The organism is Streptomyces sp. XM83C (genome assembly GCF_023072675.1).
Classification (GTDB): Bacteria; Actinomycetota; Actinomycetes; order Streptomycetales; family Streptomycetaceae; genus Streptomyces; species Streptomyces thermocoprophilus.
This window is the reverse complement of record NZ_JALLGL010000523.1, coordinates 1-2,043: the sequence shown is the minus strand read 5'-3', so window position 1 is coordinate 2,043 and position 2,043 is coordinate 1. Positions and strand designations below refer to the sequence as shown.

The 2,043-nt window shown below is 73.0% G+C and carries 2 protein-coding genes; one reads left to right on the top strand and one right to left on the bottom strand.

Annotation, left to right across the window (positions count from 1 at the left end; translation table 11 throughout):
• Positions 1-69: 69 nt before the first annotated feature.
• Positions 70-501, bottom strand: a complete 432-nt coding sequence (locus tag MTQ10_RS30005; RefSeq protein ID WP_247473706.1) for a MarR family winged helix-turn-helix transcriptional regulator — start codon at positions 499-501, stop codon at positions 70-72.
• A gap of 191 nt (positions 502-692) precedes the next feature.
• Here MTQ10_RS30005 and MTQ10_RS30000 point away from each other — a divergent pair.
• The coding region (locus MTQ10_RS30000; protein ID WP_247473704.1) for a DHA2 family efflux MFS transporter permease subunit at positions 693-2,043 on the top strand (1,351 nt) is incomplete at its 3' end.

Below are 2,043 nucleotides of genomic sequence, written 5' to 3'. Positions count from 1 at the left end.
GCCGGGGCCGGGGAGCAGGGCTCCGGGCGGCTCGCGGCCCCGCCCGGCGACCTCCCGCCCCTGCCCGGCTCAGCCCGTTGCCTCCCGGATGCGTGCGAGCAGCGCGCGCAACCGCTCCCGGTCCTCCGCGTCCAGCCCGGCCGTGGCCTCCGCGAGTGCCTCACGGTCGAGCTCCTCGGCCTCCCGGTGGCACACCACGCCCGCCGGCGTCAGCCGTACGAGGAACGCCCGCCGGTCCTCCGGATGGCGCACCCGCTCCACCAGGCCGTCCCGCTCCAGGCTGTCGACCAGACTGGTCGTCGTACGGGCCGCGACCCCCGTCATCTCGCTCAGATCCCGCATCCGCAGCGGCTTCTCGGACCGGGCGAGCATGCGCAGCGCCCGCAGCCGGGCCACCGACGCGCCTTTCTCACGCAGCCGTGCCTCGACGAACAGCCGCAACCGGTAGGTCGTCTCGTACAGCTCGTCGATCAGGATGTCGCTGCTGCCCTGCACCGCCATGGCCGTCCCCGCTCTCGTGCGTCCCCGCTCCGTCCCGTGAAAACCAATTCTATGAGCATCCACATAGTGAGTATGCTCAGCATGTGTTGTCGTCGCCCCGTGGCCTGCTGCCGTCCCGTCCGTCCCGCCCATTCTCCGCTCGCGCCTTCCGCCCGAGTCAGCGCCTGGTCGTCCCGGTCGTCTGCGTCTGCGTGACGTTCATCGCCATCGCCGACGGAGCCATCACGACCGTGGCGCTCCCCTCCATCGCCCGCCAGTTCGATCTGACCACCGCGGCCCTGGACGGCGTCGTCGTGGTCTACCCGGTGTGCCTCGCCATGGCCGTGCCCGCGTCCGCCTGGCTCGTGGAACGCTTCGGAGGCAAACGGGTCCTGCTCACCGCCCTCACCGGCTTCCTCGCCTCCTCGTTCGCCTGCGGCGCCGCGGCCGACCTGGGCCAGCTCGTCGCCTTCCGGGCCGTCCAGGGCGTGTCGGCGGGTGTGCTCTTCCCGTCCTCGGCCGCCCTGATGTTCGCCACGTTCGACACCGCCGAGCAGGTGAGGCTCCAGCGGTACCTGATCATTCCGCAGCAGATCGCCCCGGCCGCCGCGCCCGTCGCCGGCGGCCTGCTCGTGGACCATCTGTCCTGGCGCTGGGTGTTCTACGTCAACCTGCCCGTGGGCCTGCCCGCCGTGCTGTTCGGCGCGTTGTTCCTCGCGGGCCACCGCGGCGCCCGCCCCGGCCGCTTCGACCTGCCGGGCCTGCTGCTGAGCGCCGCCGCCCTCGGCGGGCTGATGTACGGCGTCTGCGAAGGACCCAACCGCGGCTGGACCGACCCGGCCGTCACCGTCGCCCTGGCACTCGGCGCGGTCCTCCTCGCCGCCGCCGTCGCCGTCGAACTGCGCACCAGCGCACCGCTGCTGAAGCTGCGTCTCTTCACCGACCGCCTCTTCCGCGACACCAACCTGCTCAACCTGATCGGCCTGATCCCCATCATGGGCGCCCTGTACCTGGGGCCGCTCTTCCTCCAGCAGGCCCAGGGCCGCAGCGCCCTCGAATCGGGCACCAGCACCTTCCCCGAGGCCTTCGGCGTGCTGCTGACCGTCCAGGTCGTCGGCGTCCTGTACGCCCGTGTCGGACCGCGCCTCATCGTCGGGTGCAGCCTCGTCGCCGTCAGCGCCGTCCTGCTGCTCTTCGCCACCTGCGACGCGGACACCGGCCTGTGGACGTTCCGCGCCTGCATGTTCCTGTACGGCATCGCCATCGGCGGGTTCTTCCTCCCCACCACCGTCGCCTCCCTGGCCACCCTGCCCCGCGCGGACGTCGCCCAGGCCTCCACCCTGAACACCGTCGTACGGCAGACGGGCGGCGCCCTCGCACCCGCCGCCGTCACCACCGTCCTCGTCCTCGGCACCCCCGCGACCGCCGCCGCCCACCCGCCCGTCACCGCCTACCAGCACGCCTATCTGGCGCTCGCGGCGATCGCCGCGCTCACCGCGGTGTTCGCGTTCACCCTGCCCGACACGGCGGCCCGCGCCCCGGCCCGCGGCTCCACCACCCACA

Excerpts from the sequence above, each read along its gene's own strand:
- MTQ10_RS30005 (WP_247473706.1), bottom strand. The coding sequence starts at position 501 with ATGGCGGTGCAGGGCAGCAGCGACATCCTGATCGACGAGCTGTACGAG.